Source organism: Nocardiopsis sp. LOL_012, from assembly GCF_048060475.1.
GTDB lineage: Bacteria > Actinomycetota > Actinomycetes > Streptosporangiales > Streptosporangiaceae > Nocardiopsis.
This window is the reverse complement of the sequence record NZ_JBHMIV010000002.1, coordinates 52,574-72,074: the sequence shown is the minus strand read 5'-3', so window position 1 is coordinate 72,074 and position 19,501 is coordinate 52,574. Positions and strand designations below refer to the sequence as shown.

Annotated in this window: 17 protein-coding genes; 6 read left to right on the top strand and 11 right to left on the bottom strand. The window is 70.8% G+C overall.

Annotated elements, in window-relative coordinates; translation table 11 throughout:
* Window positions 1–259: 259 nt before the first annotated feature.
* Window positions 260–565, top strand: coding sequence for a hypothetical protein (locus ACFHWE_RS01705; RefSeq protein ID WP_416598748.1), 306 nt, complete (start codon window positions 260–262; stop codon window positions 563–565).
* Window positions 566–585: 20 nt separating this feature from the next.
* Here the strand turns inward: ACFHWE_RS01705 and ACFHWE_RS01700 are convergent, their stop codons facing one another.
* The 5 genes from ACFHWE_RS01700 to nrdR form a co-directional block, all read right to left on the bottom strand.
* Entirely contained in the window at window positions 586–1,020 is a 435-nt protein-coding gene (locus ACFHWE_RS01700; RefSeq protein WP_416598747.1) for a CBS domain-containing protein, read from the bottom strand.
* A 107-nt stretch (window positions 1,021–1,127) separates the two neighbouring features.
* Entirely contained in the window at window positions 1,128–1,364 is a 237-nt protein-coding gene (locus tag ACFHWE_RS01695) for a hypothetical protein (RefSeq protein ID WP_416598746.1), read from the bottom strand.
* A gap of 185 nt (window positions 1,365–1,549) precedes the next feature.
* On the bottom strand, window positions 1,550–1,966 hold the full coding sequence (locus ACFHWE_RS01690) for a type II toxin-antitoxin system HicB family antitoxin (RefSeq protein ID WP_416598745.1): 417 nt from the start codon (window positions 1,964–1,966) through the stop codon (window positions 1,550–1,552).
* 133 nt (window positions 1,967–2,099) lie between these two features.
* Window positions 2,100–4,928, bottom strand: coding sequence for a vitamin B12-dependent ribonucleotide reductase (locus tag ACFHWE_RS01685; RefSeq protein WP_416598744.1), 2,829 nt, complete (start codon window positions 4,926–4,928; stop codon window positions 2,100–2,102).
* A gap of 142 nt (window positions 4,929–5,070) precedes the next feature.
* Entirely contained in the window at window positions 5,071–5,547 is a 477-nt protein-coding gene (gene nrdR, locus ACFHWE_RS01680) for a transcriptional regulator NrdR (RefSeq protein ID WP_416598743.1), read from the bottom strand.
* Window positions 5,548–6,138: 591 nt separating this feature from the next.
* Here nrdR and lexA point away from each other — a divergent pair.
* Entirely contained in the window at window positions 6,139–6,852 is a 714-nt protein-coding gene (gene lexA / locus ACFHWE_RS01675; protein ID WP_416598742.1) for a transcriptional repressor LexA, read from the top strand.
* A gap of 108 nt (window positions 6,853–6,960) precedes the next feature.
* On the top strand, window positions 6,961–8,019 hold the full coding sequence (locus ACFHWE_RS01670) for an alpha/beta fold hydrolase (protein WP_416598741.1): 1,059 nt from the start codon (window positions 6,961–6,963) through the stop codon (window positions 8,017–8,019).
* Between the two features lie 121 nt (window positions 8,020–8,140).
* On the opposite strand, the gene ACFHWE_RS01665 is transcribed toward ACFHWE_RS01670, so the two are convergent.
* From ACFHWE_RS01665 to leuS, 3 genes are all read right to left on the bottom strand, one after another.
* Entirely contained in the window at window positions 8,141–8,779 is a 639-nt protein-coding gene (locus ACFHWE_RS01665) for a hypothetical protein (RefSeq protein WP_416598740.1), read from the bottom strand.
* Window positions 8,776–9,384, bottom strand: coding sequence for a hypothetical protein (locus tag ACFHWE_RS01660; protein WP_416598739.1), 609 nt, complete (start codon window positions 9,382–9,384; stop codon window positions 8,776–8,778). The genes ACFHWE_RS01665 and ACFHWE_RS01660 overlap by 4 nt, the downstream gene beginning before the upstream one ends.
* An 85-nt stretch (window positions 9,385–9,469) precedes the next feature.
* Complete coding sequence (leuS, locus tag ACFHWE_RS01655; protein ID WP_416598738.1) at window positions 9,470–11,965, bottom strand: leucine--tRNA ligase; 2,496 nt, start codon at window positions 11,963–11,965, stop codon at window positions 9,470–9,472.
* A 316-nt stretch (window positions 11,966–12,281) separates the two neighbouring features.
* Here leuS and ACFHWE_RS01650 point away from each other — a divergent pair, with 316 nt between their 5' ends.
* Both ACFHWE_RS01650 and ACFHWE_RS01645 read left to right on the top strand, forming a co-directional pair.
* Window positions 12,282–13,838, top strand: a complete 1,557-nt coding sequence (locus ACFHWE_RS01650; RefSeq protein WP_416598737.1) for a long-chain-fatty-acid--CoA ligase — start codon at window positions 12,282–12,284, stop codon at window positions 13,836–13,838.
* 160 nt (window positions 13,839–13,998) lie between these two features.
* Window positions 13,999–14,283 carry a hypothetical protein gene (locus ACFHWE_RS01645; RefSeq protein WP_416598909.1) on the top strand — a complete coding sequence of 95 codons (285 nt, stop codon included), beginning with the start codon at window positions 13,999–14,001 and terminating at the stop codon, window positions 14,281–14,283.
* A gap of 42 nt (window positions 14,284–14,325) precedes the next feature.
* Here ACFHWE_RS01645 and ACFHWE_RS01640 read toward each other — a convergent pair whose 3' ends face one another.
* The 3 genes from ACFHWE_RS01640 to ACFHWE_RS01630 form a co-directional block, all read right to left on the bottom strand.
* Window positions 14,326–14,811 carry a hypothetical protein gene (locus tag ACFHWE_RS01640; protein WP_416598736.1) on the bottom strand — a complete coding sequence of 162 codons (486 nt, stop codon included), beginning with the start codon at window positions 14,809–14,811 and terminating at the stop codon, window positions 14,326–14,328.
* A 115-nt stretch (window positions 14,812–14,926) separates the two neighbouring features.
* Window positions 14,927–16,183, bottom strand: a complete 1,257-nt coding sequence (locus tag ACFHWE_RS01635; protein WP_416598735.1) for a class I SAM-dependent methyltransferase — start codon at window positions 16,181–16,183, stop codon at window positions 14,927–14,929.
* 73 nt (window positions 16,184–16,256) lie between these two features.
* Entirely contained in the window at window positions 16,257–17,702 is a 1,446-nt protein-coding gene (locus tag ACFHWE_RS01630; protein WP_416598734.1) for an FAD-binding oxidoreductase, read from the bottom strand.
* A gap of 279 nt (window positions 17,703–17,981) precedes the next feature.
* Between ACFHWE_RS01630 and ACFHWE_RS01625 the strand changes: the two genes are divergently transcribed.
* Window positions 17,982–19,496, top strand: coding sequence for a CHAD domain-containing protein (locus ACFHWE_RS01625; RefSeq protein ID WP_416598733.1), 1,515 nt, complete (start codon window positions 17,982–17,984; stop codon window positions 19,494–19,496).
* The last annotated feature ends 5 nt before the right edge of the window (window positions 19,497–19,501 follow it).

The window sequence follows — 19,501 nt, the reverse complement described above, 5'->3', positions numbered from 1 at the left end:
GTTGGGAAACTGTCGGCTTCGACGTCGCGCACACCTCTACGGTTCCGGTCTGACGCCGGTGGCGGTGTGGCGGTGGCCGTAACGGACGGGACCAACTCTGGCACGAACCTCGTCCGAAACCCAGGGGTCGTGCCCCGGGCGTGACGTGGGAACGGGTGCCGGACGGGGCGTGCCCACTGGCGGCGCCGACGGGTTCCGGTCTACCGTCGTGCGTGGGGCGGCGGCCGACCGGCTACCGCCGGAGAGCGGGGAGGTCCGTGTGACCGCAGTATCCAGCGCCGTGCTGACCACGGCCGGGCTCGTCGGCGGCTACACCGCGGCGCGGGCCACCGGAAACCGGCCCCTGGGCGGAGTCGTCCTGGCGGGTTTCGGCGCGGCGGCGTTCGAGACCTGGCGGCGGCGCTCGGGGGCGGGCACCGCGCTCGCGCTGACCGGGGTGTACGTGGGCGCCTTCGGTCTGGCGCACCCGCTGGCGAAACGGATCGGGTCCTGGCCCGCCGTACTGGGGGTGGCCGCCGCCACCGCGGCCCTGGCGGTCGCCGCCGGGGACGGCCGCGCGGAATAGGGCTCAGGCCGTGGGAACGGTCAGGTCCGCTCGCCCTGGATGTAGGCCTCCAGTGCCGCCCGGTCGTTCTCCAGCGCCGTCATGCGGCTCTTGACCACGTCGCCGATGCTGACGATACCGACGAGGCGCCCGCCGGCGAGCACCGGCACGTGGCGGAACCTGCGCAGGGTCATCACCTCGCCGACGTCCTCGACGGTGTCCTCGGTAGTGCAGGTGAAGACCTCGCCGGTCATGATGGCGGCGACGGGTTCGGTGAGGAGTCCGGGCCCGCGTCTGCGCAGGCCGCGGACGACGTCGCGCTCGGAGACGATGCCGACGACGGCACCGCCCTCGGTGACCACGGCTGCGCCGATGTCGTGGATGGCGAGTTCGGTGAGCAGTGACGCGACGGTCGTTTCGGGGGCGACACCGACCACCTCCGCGCCCTTGGCCCGGAGGATCGCTGCGATGAGCATGGGGACCACCTTCCGCGGGTGGGGCGATCTCGACGACGCTGTGCTACCCGCTCCTGCTCCAGAGCAACCACAGGTCTGGACCACTCCCGCCCCGCCAACAAGAACGGTCAGTCCCCTTCCGTCCAGTATCGCTGGAGTCGACCGATCGCCTCCTCCTTGGTCATCGCCGCGACCTCGGACTCGTCAAGGCCGATCCTGGAGATGAGCAAGTGGACGAGGTCGGCGGGCAGTGCGCCCGAAGGCGACCGGGGCACTCCCCGGTCCGGGATGGCGCTGTCCCTCACACACGACCAGAACACAGCATCGTCGACCTCGAGCTGGTCACGGAGGATGTGCGCCCACATGCGCCGACCGTAGTCAGCCCGGTCCACGGGCCTGGACACACGGGTCCTCAGCGTCCGACCATCCGGCAGATCCAGTTCATAGGTGGCGTGATGGGTACTGGAACGTCCTCGGGCGCTCCGCACCAACCGCCACCCCTCCACCTTGCAGAAACGGTCATGGTCTTCTCGGGTGGGCTGTGGCCAGGTCACCGCTCCCTCCCCGCCAACCAGTCGCACAACTGACCGTCATCGCTGAGGGCGATCAACTGGACCATCCCCCAGTTCTCCTGGTGGTTGGGGGCGTTGAGCAGGTGATCCTGCCAGTCCTCCGCGTACTCACGCAGGGCGTCGACCATCTCGGCGAGGGCTTCATCGAAGGAGGCACCATCGGCAGCGACCGGCAGCCCTGGGATGAAGACGGACCACCCCCCGGCCTCGGGTACGACCTGTGCACGCGATGGGGTGACCGTTGCGAGATAGCGGCGCAGTCTCTCCCCGTCCACGACCGCGGTTCTGGACGAGTCACGGCGCACCGTGGCGACCCGGCCTTGTTCTGCCGCGTCCAGAAGCGCTTTGAGGTGCGCGCGGGCCTCGGTGTAGCTGTCGTAATGCACGGCTGCCATGGCGGTACCTCCATCGGATCGTGACTCCAGCCTGACACGCTAAAATAAGTACGTCAAGTACTCTACGTACTTATCGAGTTCGCCACTGTTTGCCGGAAGCCGATCCGTACCACTCCCGCCCCCCTCCAAGCGGCTAACTGCACCCGCTGGTGGCGCCGCAGCCCTCGCACACGTAGCAACTGCCCGACGGGAGCATCTTCGTCCCGCAGGTCAGGCACAGCGGCGCGTCCGCGGTGAACCCCTGGGTGCGCTCGGCCAGCTCCGCGGTGGAGTGCGCCGTGCCCGCATCGCCGTCGCGCTGCGGCTCCCGCTCGGACGCCGCCGCGTCCTGGGTGGCGGCAGACTGCGCGTAGGACTCCACCTGGGCGGCGACCTGCGCGGAGTCCTCCCCGGAGACCTGCGCCGCGCGCTCGGAGGCCGACAGCACGCCCAGCGCGGCGCGTTCCTCGTAGGGCAGGTGGTCCAGGGCCAGGCGGCGGAAGATGTAGTCCACCACCGACTGCGCCATGCGCACGTCGGGGTCGTCGGTCATACCCGCCGGGTCGAAGCGCATGTTGGTGAACTTCTCCACGTAGGTCTCCAGCGGCACCCCGTACTGGAGGGCGACGGAGACCGCGATGGAGAAGGCGTCCATCACCCCGGCCAGGGTGGAGCCCTGCTTGCCGAGCTTCATGAACACCTCGCCCAGACCGTCGTCGGGGTAGGAGCCCGCGGTGATGTACCCCTCGGCCCCGCCCACGGAGAACGAGGTGGTCTCGCTGCGGCGCTTCTTGGGCAGGCGGCGGCGGACCGGGCGGACCACCGTGTCGTCCCTGCCCGCCTGGTCCTTCCCGTCACCGGAGCCGGTGGACAAAGGCTGGCCGACCTTGCAGTTGTCGCGGTAGACGGCCAGGGCCTTGAGCCCCCGCTTCCAGCCCTCGAAGTAGAGGTGCTCGAAGTCGGCGACAGTGGCCTCCTCCGGGACGTTCACGGTCTTGGAGATCGCGCCGGACAGGAACGGCTGGACCGCGGCCATCATGCGCACGTGCCCCATCGGTTCGATGTAGCGGCGGCCCGTGGCGCAGTCGAACACCGGGTAGTGCTCCGGGTCCAGTCCGGGCGCGTCCACCACGTGGCCGTGCTCGGACACGTACTCGACGATCGCCTCGACCCGCTCGCCCCGGTAGCCGAGGTGGCGCAGGGCGCGCGGCACCGCGCGGTTGACGATTCGCATCGACCCGCCGCCGACCAGCTTCTTGAACTTGACCAGCGAGAAGTCCGGCTCGATCCCGGTGGTGTCGCAATCGAGCATGAAGCTGATGGTCCCCGTGGGTGCCAGCAGGCTCACCTGGGCGTTGCGCCAGCCGTGGCGCTCGCCCTTCTTGAGGCACTCGGCCCACTCGCGCGTGGCCGCCTCGTGGACGGGCCCCTCCAGCGAGGTGACCGTGCGCAGGTCGCCGTTGGCCGCGGCGTGCTTGCGCACGACCCGCTTGTGCGCCGACCTGTCGCGCTCGTAGCCCTCGTAGGGTCCGACGGCGGCCGCGAGTTCGGCGCTGCGCCGGTAGGCGGCGGCCGTCATCAGCGAGGTGACCGCGGCGGCGACGGCCCGGCCGCCCTCGGAGTCGTAGGCGTGGCCGGTGCTCATCAGCAGGGCGCCCAGGTTGGCGTAGCCGATGCCGAGCTGGCGGTGGGCGCGGGTGGTCTTGGCGATCCTCTCGGTGGGGAAGTCGGCGAAGGTGATGGAGACGTCCATCGCCGTGATAACCAGCTCGGTGAGGGCCGTGAACGCCTCGGTGTCGAAGGTGCCGTCCTCGCGCAGGAACTTGAGCAGGTTGATCGAGGCAAGGTTGCAGGACGAATCGTCCAAATGAACATATTCCGAGCACGGGTTGCTTGCGCTGATACGTCCGGCTTCGGGGTTGGTGTGCCACTCCTGGATGGCGCCGTCGTACTGGATGCCCGGGTCGGCGCACTCCCACGCGGCCCTGGCCATGCGGTGCAGGAGCCCCCTGGCGTCGACCGTGGCGATGACCTCACCGGTGGTACGGGAGGTCAGTCCGAAGTCGGACCCCGTCTCCACGGCACGCATGAAGGCGTCGGAGACCCGGACCGAGTTGTTGGCGTTCTGGTACTGGACGCTGAACATGTCGTCGCCGCCCAGGTCGACGTCGAAGCCCGCGTCGCGCAGCGCGCGGATCTTGTGCTCCTCTCTCGACTTGGTCTCGACGAACTCCTCGATGTCGGGGTGGTCCACGTCCAGGACGACCATCTTGGCGGCCCGGCGCGTGGCGCCGCCGGACTTGATGGTCCCGGCCGAGGCGTCGGCTCCGCGCATGAAGGAGACGGGTCCGGAGGCGGCTCCGCCGGAGGAGAGCAGTTCCCTGCTGGAGCGGATCCGCGACAGGTTCACCCCCGCCCCGGAGCCGCCCTTGAAGATGAGCCCCTCCTCCTTGTACCAGTCCAGGATCGACTCCATCGTGTCGTCGACGGAGAGGATGAAGCACGCCGACACCTGGTTCCTGGAGGCGGTCCCGACGTTGAACCAGACGGGTGAGTTGAAACTGAAGAGCTGGTGGACGAGGGCGTGCTTGAGCTCGTGGTCGAAGACCTCGGCGTCCTCGTCCCCGGCGAAGTAGCCGTGCTTGCGGCCCGTCTCGGTGTAGACGCCGACGACGCGGTCGACGAGCTGTTTGAGGCTCCACTCGCGCTCGGGGGTGCCGACGGCCCCGCGGAAGTACTTGCCGGCCACGATCTGGGTGGCGTTCATCGACCAGGAGGCGGGGAACTCCACGCCGCGCTGCTCGAAGTTGACCGTGCCGTCGCGCCAGTTGGTCATGACGACGTCGCGCCGCTCCCACTCGACGGAGTCGTAGGGATGGACCCCTGGGGTGGTGAGGACGCGCCGCATCCTCAACCCCTTGGTCCTGCCGTCGGCCTTGGTCCTGCCCTTGCGGGCGGTCGTGCTGCTGGTGGTCTCCGTCATGGCACGTGTCCCCCCATGCCGCGCGGCCGCGGCTCCACGGCCGCGCGGCGCCTCTGGTTCGGCGGGCCCGCGACGTGCGGCGGGCCTCTTCACTCCGGTGCCCCATGTTCCCCGACCAGCCCAGTCGGCGGCCGGACCCGCGTCAGGCCGTGGCGGTCGTGTCGGTGTCGGCCTCGCGCTCCCTGCGCAGGGTGGCGATCTCGGCCTCGAAGTCAGCGAGGCTCTCGAAACCTCGGTAGACACTGGCGAAGTGCAGGTAGGCCACCTCGTCCAGCTCGCGCATCGGGCCGAGGATAGCCAGGCCGATCTCGTGGGCGGGGACCTCGGCCAGGCCGCGGCTGCGGATCTCCTCCTCCACACGCTGCCCGAGCTGGGCCAGCGCGTCCTCGGAGACGGGACGCCCCTGGCAGGCCCTGCGCACCCCGGCGATGACCTTGGTGCGGCTGAAGGGCTCGGTGACGCCGGAACGCTTGGCGACCATCAGGAGCACGGTCTCCTGTGTGGTGAACCGGCGCTCACACTCGGGGCACGACCTGCGGCGCCGGATGGCCGCGCCGTCGTCGGTGGACCTGCTGTCGATCACCCGCGTGTCCGGATGGCGGCAGAACGGACAATGCACCCCTGATCACCTGATCCCCTCGCCATGCGTACACCTCATGAGACCACTAAACCACAACTTCTGGGACAATGCCTCGATCGCCACACCCAGATGTAGTGGTCGAACACCAGTGCCCCCGATTCACGCCCCGCACCGCACCCGTGGGAGCGAAGCGGAAGGGGGCAGCCCCTCGGAAGCGGAGTGGAACGTCCGAAACCGCCGTTCAGGATACCGTCGACGCCCATGCCACGAGATCCACCCCAAGGCCCCGCAGAACGCCGGGAAGCGCCGCACCACAAGGGTTTCCGGGCTCCGTCGCAGGCCCTCGCCGACGCCCCGCCCACACGGCCCCACCACGAGTTCCCGCGTTCCCAGGACAGCGGTACGGGTACACGTGTACACGTGTAAGCGAGAGGAACGGGACAGGTCAGTTCAGGCCATTCCCTGACCTCGAACGCTTGTTTGATATCACCGTCTGCAACGACTAACGTTGATGTTGATTTCACTCCGGTTTCACCCCGCCCCGGCACCACATCCGGCGCGATCACGAACCGGTGGCGGCACTCACGCAAGCAGGCCCACGACCCAACCGAACACCGAGGAGGCCCGGCCGTGCCGGAGGAGAATCCCGGAACCACCACCGTCCTCTCACCCACGGGAGAGGACAGCGAGACGACGCCCGCAGCCCCCAAACTCACCGCGCGTCAGCAGAGCGTGCTGAACTGCATCCAGCGCTATGTCCGTGAACGCGGATTCCCTCCGTCGATAAGGGAGATCGGCGACGCGGTCGGCCTGTCCAGCCCGTCCAGTGTGGCGCACCAACTCAAGGTGCTCCAGCGCAAGGGGTACCTGCACCGCGACCAGAACCGCCCCCGCGCCGTCGAACTGCGCACCCCGGGCCGCTCCGGAGCGACGCACTTCGACCCCGAGGCTCTGGGGGCGGACCCGCGCGCCGCCTCAGTACCGCTGGTGGGCCGGATCGCGGCCGGCGGCCCGATCCTGGCCGACGAGTCGGTGGAGGAGGTGCTCTCCCTGCCCCGCCAACTGGTCGGCGAGGGGAAGCTGTTCATGCTCACCGTCGTCGGCGACTCGATGGTGGACGCCGCCATCACCGAGGGCGACATGGTGGTGGTCCGCCAGCAGCCGCAGGCCGACAACGGTGACATCGTCGCCGCGCTGCTGGATGAGGAGGCGACCGTGAAGGTCCTGCGCCGCGAGGACGACGGACACGTGTGGCTCATGCCCCGCAACAGCGCCTACCAGCCCATCAACGGTGATCGCGCCACCATCCTCGGCAAGGTCGTCGCGGTCATGCGCCGCGTGTGAGCATCGGTCTCGGCGTCCCCGCCCCCTGGGGGCGCCCCAGGACCGTCCGAGGGCACAGCGCCCGCCCTGGGGCGCATCCCCTGGCGGACACGCCCTAAGGTGAGGGCTGTGTCCACACCAGCACCCGCCTCCGCCCGGCTGCGCGTCCTGACCGCGGCCGCCGCCGTCCTGCTGTTCACCTCGGCCTGCACCGCGGAGGAACGGTCGGCACCGTCCCCGGGGGTCGACGGCCGAACGCGAGACCTGTCCTTCTCCGTGGACGGCGGCGCCGTGTTCGCCACCTTCACCGCCCCCGACAGCACGGTGGGTACGGTGCCCGGCGCCCTCATCATCTCCGGCAGCGGCGGAACGGACCGTGACGGCAACGCCGAGGTCCGCCCCGACGCGGACACCAACCTCAACTTCTCCCGGGTCCTGGCCGAGGCCGGTGTGGCCTCGCTGCGCTACGACAAGCTGGGCAGCGGAGAGACCGGGTTGGGCGGCCTGGACCCGGACGCCGAGGTGGACCCGGAGGTCTTCGACCGGCAGATGACCGCCGCCTACGAGGAACTCCTCGCCCAGCCGGAGGTGGACCCCGAGCGCACGGTGATCGTCGGGCACAGCGAGGGCTCCCTGTACGCCCTGCGCGCACACGAACTCCTGGAGGGGTCCCCCGCGCTGGTTCTGGCCGCCCCGCCGGGCACCCGCATGCTGGACGTCATCGACCGCCAGCTCACCGAGCAGGTCCGCCGGGCCGAGGCCTCCGGGCGGCTCGGCGGGTCCGAGGCCGTCGACACGCTCTCCTACGCGCGCGCGGCGCGGGCCGCCCTGCGCGGCGGCCGGGATCTGCCCGAGGACGCCGGCGGGCTCACGGGGATCTTCTCCGAGAACAACGTCGGCTTCCTGCGCTGGATCGACGCCTTCGACCCGGTGGATCTGGCCCGGGACCTGCCTGCGGACACCCCGGTCCTGGTGCTGTGGGGCGAGGAGGACGCCCAGATCAGTCGGGATGAGGTCGACCGCCTCATGACAGGACTCAGCGACGCCGAGCGCGTCGATGTTCCGGGCGCCGACCACATCTTCCGGGAGTTCGAGGACGGGCCCGGGGCGACCGTCCTGGACGCCGACCGGCCCTTCGCCCCCGAGGTGGCGCCCGCTCTGGAAGGGTTCCTCGACGACGCGTGGTGATACCGCACCGGGCTCCCGAACTCCAGACGTCCGGCTTCAGTCCACGGCCGGTAGCAGCGCGAGGGCGCCCACGAGGTTCTGGAGGTGCCGGAGGCAGGGTCGCGAGGACGCATGAACACTGTCAGCCGGGCAGGGCGGCCACCGCGGCGCGGGCGAGCTCCTCGGCGCCCTCCATCGCCCGTTCCTCGTCCACGGAGTTCCTGACGGCGTAGTCGGCGGCGGCCCCGTAACAGGTCTCCAGGTACAGGTTGGACTCCCGGACACCGACGCACCCGGCGGGGAAGCCCCCGGTCCGGTACCAGGCGGCCGCCTCGTCTCCGAGGTCCGCCACCGGCGCGGCCTGGGGGTTCGAGGTCGTGTGCGCGAAGTTGTCCTCGGCAGTGAGCACACCGCCCGGCCCCGGCGAAGCGACCACCACCAGGGTGGCGAAGGCCGGTACGGTCTCCCCCTGGCCCTCGGGGGTGGCCCAGCGGCACTGCCACCCCTCACCGAAGGCGTTCTGCCCGTTGCCGACCGGTTCCTCCAACGCCAGCTCGTAGCCGGGAACGAGGCCCGCGAGCGCCTCGGTCTCCCCCTCGGCGCACACCGGCGCGGCTTCGAAGTGGCCGGTCTCCAAACGCTCCCGGGACAGCAGGAACCAGACCCCGCCGACCACGCACAGGACCGCCAGCAGGGTCAGGACCACCACGACCGCGGCGGCGCAGCCCCGGCTCCGGGGCTGGACCGACGGCACGACCGGACGCTGGTACGGGTGGTTCACAGGGCCTCCGCGAGTCGTTCGGCGAAGGCCACCACGGCTTCGCGGGCCTGTTCGGCCTGGTCGGGTCCGCTTCCGGCGGTGTCGGCGTAGGACAGGCGTACCAGGAGGTTGTCACTGCGGAAGGCCAGGTCGGCCGTTCCGGAGACGCGTTCCAGCCATACGTGGGCCTCGGGCCCCGAGGACAGTTCCACGGTGTGTCCGTGTTCGGGGGCCAGCGCGGCGAGGAGGCGTCCGGCGTGCTCGGTTCCGGAGAGGGGGGTGTCCTGCTCCGTGTCGGTGAGCAGCACGGAGAACTCGACCCGGAGCGTGCCGGGGGTCTCGGACCGGCCGAGCGAGGTCCAGGCGCACACGGTGTTCTCGCCGTCCGGCAGCGGGCCGGAGGCCACGGTCTCGGGCAGTGCGCCGGGCAGTGCCTCCTCGACAGCGGCCGCGGGGACCGCGGAACACGAGGGCGCGGACGTGTGGACGTCACCCGCGGGGACCTCGGTCTCGTCCGCGGCGAGCACCAGGCCGCCGGTGATCGCCGCGACGGACAGGACCGCGGCTCCGCCCACGACGAGGATGCCGCGGAGCAGCGCACCGCGCACATCGCCGGACGGGGGCATATCCGGTCACCGCCTCCCTGATCGGTCGTCACGCCGTCCCTGGCACGCGGCGGTGGCCGTGCCCGGACACCGCCGCGCCGACGGGTCAGCCGACGACGATGTTCACCAGCTTCGGTGCGCGCACGATCACCTTGCGGATCTGCTTGTCACCGATGAACCCCTGGGCCTTCTCCGAGGCCAGGGCCAGCTTCTCCAGCTCCGCCGGATCGATGTCGGGGGCCACGGTGAGCTTGTCGCGGACCTTGCTCTGCACCTGCACGACACAGGTGACCGACTCCTGGACCAGCAGCTCGGGGTCGGCCTCGGGCCAGTTGCCGACGGCCACCGAGCCGGTGCGGCCCAGCTTCTCCCAGCCCTCCTCGGCGACGTAGGGCGCGAACAGGGACAGGGCCACGGCCGTGAACTCGGCGGCCTCGCGCACGGCCGGGTCGGCGGCGCCGGGGCCGGAGTCGATCGCCCGGCGCGTGGCGGAGACCAGTTCCATGATGCGGGCGATGGCCACGTTGAACCGGCGGGCCTCGACCAGGGAGGTGATCTGGTCGATGGCGCGGTGGGCGGCGCGGCGCAGTTCGGTGCTGCCCGAGGCGGGGTCGGTGCCGGGCTCACCGGCCGCGCCCGCCTCGCACATCACCCGGTAGGCGCGGTTGAGGAACTTCTGCGCGGCGGTCACGGACACGTCCGCCCAGTCGACGTCCTCCTCGGGCGGGCTGGCGAAGAGCATGGTCAGGCGGACCGCGTCCACGCCGTAGGTGTCGATCTCCTGCCCCAGGTCCACGCCGTTGCCCAGGGACTTGGACATGGCCTTGCCCTCGTTGATGACCTGGCCCTGGTTGGTCAGGCGCCGGAAGGGTTCGTCGAAGGCGACCATGCCCAGGTCGTGGAGGACCTTGGTGAAGAAGCGCGCGTACAGCAGGTGCAGTGTGGCGTGCTCCTTGCCGCCGATGTAGTGGTCGACGGGGCCCCACTTGTTGACGGCGTCGGTGTCGAAGGGCGCTGTGTCCAGCCGCGGCGAGCAGTAGCGCAGGAAGTACCAGGACGAGTCGACGAACGTATCCATGGTGTCGGTGTCGCGCTGGGCGGGCCCGCCGCAGGAGGGGCAGGCGGTCTCGACCCAGTCGGTGGCGGCGGCCAGCGGGGAGACGCCCCGGGGGGCCAGTTCGGCGCCCTTGAGTTCGGGCAGGGTGACCGGAAGCTGGTCGTCGGGGACGGGGACCTCGCGGCAGGAGGGGCAGTGGACGATCGGGATCGGCGTGCCCCAGTAGCGCTGGCGGGACAGCAGCCAGTCGCGCAGGCGGTAGTTGACGGTGCCGGCTCCGGTGCCGCGCTCGGCCAGCACCTCGACGATGCGGTCGATGGCCTCGGCCTTGCTCATGCCGTCGAGCGGGCCGGAGTCGCGCAGGGTGCCCTCGCCCGCGGTGGCCGTCCCGGTCTCGGCCGGGTCGGGCTCACCCGTTTCCACCACGACCCGCACGGGCAGGTCGAAGGCCAGCGCGAAGTCGAGGTCGCGCTGGTCGTGCGCGGGCACGGCCATGATCGCGCCGTGGCCGTAGTCGGCCAGGACGTAGTCGGCGGCCCAGACGGGCATGCGCTCGCCGTTGACCGGGTTGATCGCGTGGCGGCCCAGGAATACGCCGGTCTTGGGGCGCTCGGTGGCCTGGCGCTCGATGTCGGAGAGCTTGGCGACCTCGGCTCGGTAGGCGTCGAAGGCCTCGCGCTGCTCGGGCGCGCACAGTTCGTCGGCCAGGTCGGCATCGGCCGCCACGACGAAGAAGGTGGCCCCGTAGAGGGTGTCGGGGCGGGTGGTGAAGACGGTGACCGGCTCGTCGCGGCCCTCGATCCGGAAGTGGACGTCGGCGCCGGTGGATCGGCCGATCCAGTTGCGCTGCATGGCCAGGATCTCGTCCGGCCAGCGGCCGCCGTCGAGCTGGTCCATGTCGTCCAGCAGGCGCTGGGCGTAGTCGGTGATCTTGAAGTACCACTGGTTCAGGCTGCGGCGCACGACGTCGGAGCCGCACCGCTCGCACCGGCCCTGGACGACCTGTTCGTTGGCGAGCACGGTCTGGTCCTTGGGGCACCAGTTGACCCGGCCGTCCTTGCGGTAGGCCAGTCCGCGCTCGAAGAAGCGCAGGAACAGCCACTGGTTCCACTTGTAGTACTCGGGGTCGCTGGTGTGCAGGCGGCGCGACCAGTCGACGCCGATGCCGTAGCGGCGGAACGAGGACGCCTGGGTCTCGATGTTGGCGTAGGTCCACTCGGCGGGGTGGGAGTCGTTCTTGATGGCCGCGTTCTCTGCGGGCAGGCCGAAGGAGTCCCATCCGATGGGGTGGAGGACGTTGTCGCCGCGCTGGAACCGGTAGCGGGCGATGACGTCGCCGATGGCGTAGGCCTCCGCGTGGCCCATGTGCAGGTCGCCGGAGGGGTAGGCGAACATGTCGACCACGTAGCTGCGGGGGCGTTCGTCCCCCGCCTCCTCGTCGGCCTGGAACGGGAGCTCGGCGGCCCAGCGCGCCTGCCACTTGTCCTGGAGGGCGCGGGCGTCGTAGGTGTCGCCCGTCCTGTGGTCGCCGTCTACCGCTGTCATCGGTGAATGTTCCCTAACCGGTCTCTCGGGTGGATTGCACGGAGTGAGGGCCCGTGGCGACGGTGCCGCGGGTCACTCGCGTTCGCCCCCAGGTTAGCGCCACGCGGCGGACGGCGACGAACGGATACCACGTGCCTGTGGACGGCGGGGATCCGGGCTGCCCTGGCGCCCCCTTCCGAACACTGTTAGGTTTCAACTGCGTAGCGGGCAGCCAAACCGACCAACCGGTTTGTTACCCTTCCGTACCAGTGACGCGGAACACGAGATTCGGAACACATCCGAATCTTTCCTCACCATGTAGCGGGAGGCCCCCTCAATGCTCAACCTGTCCGTGATCCTGGAGGACGGAGCCCGCGCGGTTCCGGAGAAGGACTGTCTGATCTCCGGCGACGTTCGCCTCAACTACGCGACCGTCAACATGATCGCCAACCAGGTCGCCAACCTCTTGGCCTCCCGGGGCGTCCAGCCCGGCGACCGCATCGCGCTCGCCAGCCCCAACACCCCCTACTTCCCCTTCGTGTACTTCGGCGCCCTCAAGGTCGGCGCGGTCGTGGTCCCCCTCAACGTGCTGCTGACCGCTCCGGAGATCCAGTACCACCTGGAGGACTCCGGGGCCAAGGCGATCTTCGCCTTCGCCGGCAGCCCCGAGCTCCCCCTGGGCGAACGCGCCTTCGAGGCCTTCGGCAACGTGGACTCCTGCGAGTTCTACGTCGACCTGCCCGCCACGGCCGGCGCGACCGAGTCCAGCATCGAGGGCGCCGAGACCCTGTGGGCGGCCCTGGCCGGACAGCCCGGCACGTTCGAGTCGGTGCAGTCCGACTCCGAGGACACCGCCGTCATCATCTACACCAGCGGTACGACCGGCCGGCCCAAGGGCGCCGAGCTGAGCCACAACAACCTGCTGCTGAACGCGGTCGTCGCCGACCGCAACGCCGACAAGTCCCCCGACGGGCGCGACGTCGCCCTCACCGTGCTGCCGCTGTTCCACATCTTCGGACAGACCGTCATGCTCAACTCGGTGCTGTACCGGCACGGGACGATGGTCCTCATGCCGCGCTTCGACGGCGCCGAGGCGCTCAGGCTCATGGAGAAGGAGGGCGTGACCGCGTTCGCCGGCGTCCCCACCATGTACTGGGGCCTGCTGACCGCCGTGCAGTCCGCCGAGCCGGGCACCTACGACGTGGAGAAGATCACGAGCACCGTCGTCGACGCGGTCTCCGGCGGCTCCTCCCTGCCCCAGCAGCTCTCCGACGACTTCACCAAGACCTTCGGCATCGGGATCAAGGAGGGCTACGGCCTGTCCGAGACCTCGCCGATCGTCTCCTTCAACAACCCCAACATCAAGGCCAAGACGGGCTCCATCGGCCTGCCGGTGTGGGGTGTGGAGATGAAGCTCATCGACTCCGAGTGGAACGACGCCGAGACCGAGGGCGAGATCGCCGTCCGCGGCCACTGCGTGATGAAGGGGTACTACAACCGCCCCGAGGTCAACGCCGAGGTCCTCAACAACGGCTGGTTCCGCACCGGTGACATCGCCCGCCGGGACGAGGAGGGCTTCTACTTCATCATCGACCGCTCCAAGGACATGATCATCCGCGGCGGCTACAACGTCTACCCGCGCGAGGTCGAAGAGGTCCTGATGACCCACCCGGAGATCAGCCTGGCCGCCGTGGTGGGCGTCGAGCACGACACCCACGGCGAGGAGGTCAAGGCGTTCATCATCCGCGAGCCGGACGCCGACCTCGACGAGCAGGCGCTCATCGACTGGTCCAAGGAGCGCCTGGCCGGGTACAAGTACCCCCGTGTCGTGGAGTTCCGCACCGAGCTGCCCATGACCGCCACCGGGAAGATCCTCAAGCGCGAACTGCGCTAGGAGGCTCCCCCTCCGCCCGCGTCCCAGGGGTCGCGGTGTGCGGGCGGGCCCGCTCCAGGCCCGCCCGCACACCTGCCCCGGCGCACCGGGCGGCGAGATCTCTGACGAACGGAGTGTGGACCGTGCCGGGGTACGGTTCGGTGAGCGGGGGCGGTGCGCGATGAGCGAGGCCGGGCCCTCCCCCACCGAGGTCGTCATCAGTTGGCTCCCCCACGACGCGCGCTTCCGCGAGCGGGCGGTGCGGCACGCGCTGGCCGACCCCACCGGGCGGAGCCTGTCCGCCTACGTCCACGCGCTGGTCGACCGCAGCAGCGACGACGGGCGGCCGCTGAGCGAGTACGACCTGCGCACCATGGCCGCCGTGCGCCAGGACCTGGACCACCGCCCCCTCGCCGCCGTGGACTGGCGCCGGGTCCGGGAGAAACTGGTCGGGGGCGGGTTGTGAGCGGCCGGTACGCGCCGCGCGGCGCGCTCGGAGGCGGGTTCCCTAATCGGAGAGGCCGGTCACCTGGCGCAGGGTGGCCACGAGTTCGGCGCGTTTGTACACGGCTAGGCCGATGGCGGCGCTGAACGCGGCGAGCATGTGCACGAAGACCATGGGGTCGCCCGCCGCGAACCGCTCCGCGGCCTCCTCCTCACCCACCGAGTGGGCCTCCCAGGCCGTGCTGACGGCGAACTCCAGCTCGGGCGGGAGCATCTCCGCGACGGTGCGGGCGACGGCCTCGCGCGAGTCGGCGGGCTTCCACACCACACCGGTGTGCTGGACCCGGCGGCTGAGGAAGGCCGCGATGACCTTCAGCTCGGACACCACGTCGCCGGCGCTGTCGGCCGCCGCGGGGACCGCCTCGTCGAGTTCGGCCCGGTTGCGGTCCGCGTAGGCGGCGACGAGGGCGATGGCCGTGCGCTTGACCTGGTCGGACGGGTCGGCTGCGGGCGTCCCGCCGCTCGGGGCGGGGTGGTCTTCGGAGGACACTGCGGGTCCCTTCACGGTGGCTTCTGGTCGGTGTGCCTGCCCTCATCATGCCGTGGCGGCCGCCCCGGGGGAGCCACAACCGCCGGAGTCCCCACGGGCGACCACCGGGGGCGGGTCAGAAGTCCGGCCTCAGCGGCATGTGCGCCTCGGTGCCGTCCAGGCGGACGCCGAGGATCTGGTGCAACTGGACCACGTTCATCTCGAAGCCCAGGACGCACCCGGCCATGTAGAGGCGCCAGACCCTCGCGGTGCCCTCCCCGACCTCGGCGACCGCCTCGCCCCAGTTCCGCTCCAGGTTGGCGCCCCAGCGCCGGAGTGTGAGGGCGTAGTGCTCGCGCAGGTTCTCCTGGTGGCGGATCTCGAACCCGGCGTCGTTCATCGCCGTCTGGATGGTCCCGGGACCCTCCAGTTCACCGTCGGGGAAGACGTACCGGTTGATGACGCCCCGGGGGTTGAGGGGCTTGAGGTCGTTGCGCGGCCGGGTGATGCAGTGGTTGAGCAGGCGCCCGCCCGGGACCAGCTTGTCGTGGAGCGAGGCGAAGTAGGGCGCCAGTCGGTCGGCGCCGATGTGCTCGGTCAGGCCGATCGAGCTGATCCGGTCGTAGTGGCCGTCGGGGACGTCCCGGTAGTCCATGTGGCGGACCTCGGCCAGGTCCGACAGCCCTTCCTGGGCGATGCGCTTGGCCGCCCACTCCGCCTGCTGCTTGGACAGGGTGACGCCCAGCGCCTTGACGCCGTACTCGCGCGCGGCGTGCATGACCATGCCGCCCCAGCCGCAGCCGACGTCGAGCAGGCGCATGCCGCTCTCCAGCCCGAGCTTGCGGGCGACGAGGTCGTGCTTGCGGAACTGGGCGCTCTCCAGGGACTCCTCGGCGTCGCCGAAGACGGCGCAGGTGTAGGCCATGGACGGTCCCAGCACCATTTCGTAGAAGGTGTTGGACACGTCGTAGTGGTGGTGGATGACCTCGGCGTCGCGCTCCTTGGAGTGCCGCCAGCCCAGGCGTGTCAGCCTGCTCTGGCGCATCTCCTGCGGAGGCGGGGCGACCCGGTTGACGAACTTGACCCACCCCACGGAGCGGGCCACTCGGAGGAGGTCCCCGGCCCCCGGGGCGCGGCCGTTCTCCAGGGTGAAGCGGGCCATGGACCGCAGGGCGGTGTACATGTCGCCCTCCACGTCCAGGTGCCCGGACACGTAGGCGCGTGTGAGGCCCACGGCGTTCGGCGACTGGGCGAGGTAGTTGACGGCGACCGGTGTGCGCACGCGAAGGGTGTTCTCGGCGTCGGGGGGACCGGCCTCGCTGCCGTCGTAGGCGGTGAAGCGGATGGGTGCGTCGGGGCCGACGACCCGCTCGAAGATCTCGGCAAGCCGCATGTTCTCGTCCTCACTCTCCCGGGCCCGGCCCCGGCGGAGGACCGGCCCGGCTCGTCCTTGGTCCTTCTCGGTGTCAGCGGTTGCGTACGCACTTGGCGTACAGGTCGAGCAGCCTGCCGTCGGGGTCGTAGTCCGCCTTGAGGCGGGCGTAGGCCGACCCGTTGTAGAGCCGCCAGAAGCGCTCCTCGGTGTAGAAGGCGTCCGAGTACAGCGACTTGTGGCCGCCGAGGCGCTCGACCTCCTCCTCCACGAGACGGTTGTGGTGGGCCCGGCGCTGGCCGGGTGCCATGTCGACGAGTCCCCAGAAGCCGAAGTTGACGTACAGGCGGTCGCTCTCCAGTGGGTAGAGCGGCCACACGTGCCCGTCGGCGGCCCCGGAGGAGGCCGGTTCCCGAAGCCGCAGGGGGCACATCCACACGGGGCTCATGCCGATCCGCGTGTGGAAGAAGTCGAGGAACTCCGCGCCGCGTTCGACGCCGACCTCGACGTCCTGGATGAGCGGTTCCCGGGGCCGCCTGCCGCGGTAGTGGTCGAGCAGCCGGGAGAAGTCGGTGCGCCGGTCCCAGGCGACGAGCCTGCGGTAGACGTCGGAGCGCTTGAGCGCGCGCGGCCACAGGGGGCGGACCAGGGGGTGCTGGGCACCGAAGGCACGGGAGCACCAGAACCAGTCGGTGTCCCATCGCCACAGGTAGTCGTGGATGGTGAGGTAGTCGCCCGGCCCCGTCCCGGCGTAGTCGCGGATGGAGCGGTAGTAGACGCCGGTTCCGGTGTAGTCGCCGGTCCACGGCGCGTGGTCGGTGAAGCGGGCGAGGGTGAGGTAGAGCTCGTCGGGGCCGAAGGCCACCCCGTCCACGAAGTCGACGGGCCGCCCGTCGTGTTCGGCGGCGCCACAGATCCGTTCGAGGGCGGCCATGGCCTCGGACGCGTCGTGGAACCTCAGGTGGCGCAGGTGTACGTACGGGGAGACGGGCTCCAGCTCGATGCGCAGGCGCAGCGCGTAGCCGAGGGTGCCGTAGGAGTTGGGGAAGCCGTGGAACAGGTCGGCGTGCCGGTTGTCGCGGGTGGCGGTGACGACCTCACCCGATCCGGTGAGGATCTCCATCTCCTGGACGGACTCGTGGGGCAGTCCGTTGCGAAAGGAGGTGGACTCGATGCCCAGCCCCGTGACGGCACCGCCCACGGTGATGGTCCGCAGTTGCGGGACGACCAGCGGCATCAGCCCGTGCGGGAGGGTGGCGGCGACGAGGTCCTCATAGGTGGTCATGCCGCCCACGTCGGCCAGGCCCTCCACGGGGTCGATACCGATGACGCCGGAGAAGGCCGACACGTCCAGCGGCGGGGACGACGAGGGTTCGCGGAAGCGGAAGAGGTTGGAGGTGGGTTTGGCCAGCCGGACGGGGGCGTCCCCGGGCAGAGCCCGGAACTCCCGGCGCAGCCGCCGGACGGCCTCGTCGTGCGCGGCGAGGCCCGGCCGTCCCCCGGCCGCACTCGTACCCGTGTCCTGCTGTGGAGGTGCCATCCCAGTTCCCGCTTCCGGTCCCGGCGCTCGTGACGCACGGCATGGTGTGATCCGCCCCCGACACGAAACGTGTGGGACGGGCCGATCTCCTCAGTTCTACCTACCGGTAACGGATTTTTGCCACCCCATTTGCGTCCGTGTCGCTTGGAGAGTCCCCCTACCAGCGACACCCGATGGTGTGACCTGGATCACTTGAGCGGCGATCCGTCCGCACCCTTCCGCGCCGGACCCGGCGATGGTGGAATAGGCGAAAGGAACCCCGAGCGGAGGGGGCCGCCGTTGAACGACCACGTCGAGGTCGAGACCACGTTCGCCATGGACGGGGACCTGCCCGACCTGTCCGGGACCGCCCCGGGCGGCGTGCGCTCCGAGGCCTTCCGCCTCGAAGCCACCTACTACGACACCGCCGGACTGCGCCTGGCGGCCCGCGGCATCACCTGCCGCCGCCGCACCGGCGGCTCCGACGCCGGCTGGCACCTCAAGGTCCCCTGGGGCGAGGGCACCCGCCGCGAACTGCACGCTCCCCTCTCCTGCGAACCGCCCGCGAGCTTCGTCGGCCTGTCCGCCGCGGCCACACGCGGCGCGCCCCTGCTGCCGGTGGCCCGGATCGACACCGAACGCACCGAGCACCGCCTGGACGGCGAGGACGGTGCCACCCTGGTCGTGGTCGCCGACGACCACGTGACCTCCCACGACCTGGCGCCCCGCACCGCCGACGACACCGTCGGCGCGGAGGACTCCTGGCGCGAGGTCGAGGCCGAACTCGCCGACGGCGACCGCTCCGACCTCGACCGCGTCACCGCTGTGCTGACCCGGTCGGGCGCCCGGCCGGCCGAGTACCCCTCCAAGCTGCGCCGGGCGCTGGGCCACCGGCTGCCGCCCCCGCTCCCGCGGCACCCGGGCTCGGGCGACGCCGCGACGGTCCTGGCCCACCTGGCCCAGTACACCGACCGCCTGCTCGCCTTCGACCCGCTCGTACGCCGCTTCGAGCCGGACGCCGTGCACCAGATGCGGGTGACCAGCCGCCGTCTGCGCAGCGCCCTGACCGGGTTCCGCTCGGTCCTGCGGCGCTCCCAGACCCGCCCCGTCACCGACGAACTGCGCCACCTGGCCGCCGTGCTCGGCGAGGTCAGGGACCTGGAGGTGCTGCGCGAGCGCTGGACCGCGCACCTGGAGCGCCTGCCCGACCACCTGGTGGGACGGGACCGCAGCGGCGCCTGGCTCACCTACCTCGACGAACGCATGGAGCGGGCCCGGTCCGAGGTGGACGCGTTCCTCAACAGCCCGCGCTACTTCGCCCTCCTCGACGCACTCGACACGCTGCTCGCCGCGCCGCCGCTGCGCAAGAAGGCGGCGCGTGGGGACACCGACCTCTTGGCCAAGGACATCACCCGGGCGTGCGCACGCCTGCGGGACCACCACGACGAAGCGCTCGCCGCCGACGCCGCGGGGGACCCCGAACAGCGGGCCGCGGCCTGGCACGAGGTGCGCAAGTCCGCCAAACGGGTCCGCTACGCCGCACGGATGGCCCAGACCGGTCTGGGCAAACCCGCCAAGCGGCTCAGCAAGTGGACCCGCGACCTCCAAGACGTCCTGGGCCGCTACCAGGACGGCCGCGTGGGCCTGGCCTACCTGGACACGGCCGGCGACGACCTGATCCGCGCCCACCCCGACGACCGCGAGTCCGTCCTGCTCACCCTGGGCGCCGTCGCCGGGTTGGAGGCCGTCGGCGGGGAGGGCCTCCTCGACGAGGCCGAACGCGTGTGGGGCTCGGGCTCGCGCCTGTGGACGTGAGGGCG